The organism is Paraburkholderia sp. UCT2 (genome assembly GCF_014397665.1).
In the GTDB taxonomy this organism is placed as follows: domain Bacteria; phylum Pseudomonadota; class Gammaproteobacteria; order Burkholderiales; family Burkholderiaceae; genus Paraburkholderia; species Paraburkholderia tuberum.
Map to the genome: position 1 here is coordinate 1 of NZ_VZQO01000149.1, position 803 is coordinate 803.

At 63.3% G+C, this 803-nt stretch carries 1 protein-coding gene; it reads right to left on the bottom strand.

The features are described 5' to 3' along the window. Positions 1-803: citrate/2-methylcitrate synthase (locus tag F6X39_RS36155; protein ID WP_187620161.1), on the bottom strand; the 803-nt coding region annotated here is incomplete at both ends.

An 803-nucleotide genomic window follows, 5' to 3' on the forward strand; every position in this document is an offset into this window, starting at 1 on the left:
GGCACGCCCATCATGTGATACGACACCGCGCTGAACCAGTCGAGGTTCGGGAACATCTTCTTCGCGTCCCACATCACCGATTCGAGCCGTTCGGCGATCGAGAACAGTTTCGTGTTGCCCGCTTCCTTCGACAGCTTCTTCGCGACTTCCTTGATGATCTTGTTGCGCGGGTCCGAGATCGTGTAGACCGGATGGCCAAAGCCGATCACGACTTCCTTGTTCTCGACGCGGCGGCGGATGTCGGCTTCGGCTTCGTCAGGCGTCTGGTAGCGCGACTGGATTTCGAACGCGGCTTCATTGGCGCCGCCGTGTTTCGGGCCGCGCAGCGCGCCGATCGCGCCGGTGACCGCCGAGTACATGTCCGAGCCCGTGCCCGCGATCACGCGGCCGGTGAACGTCGACGCGTTGAACTCGTGCTCCGCGTACAGGTTCAGCGACACGTGCATCGCATCCACCCACGCCTTCGACGGCTCGACGCCATGCAGCAGATGCAGGAAATGACCGCCGATCGAATCGTCGTCGGTTTCGACCTCGATGCGCTTGCCGTTGTGCGAGTAGTGATACCAGTACAGCAGCATCGAGCCGAGCGAGGCCATCAGTTTGTCGGCGATATCGCGCGCGCCGGGCAGATTGTGATCGTCTTTCTCGGGCAGCACGGTGCCGAGCACCGACACGCCGGTGCGCATCACGTCCATCGGATGCGCGGCGGCCGGAATCCATTCGAGCGCGGCCTTCACGTTGGCGGGCAGGCCGCGCATCGACTTCAGCTTCGTCTTGTACGCGGTCAGTTCGGCCTGGGTCGG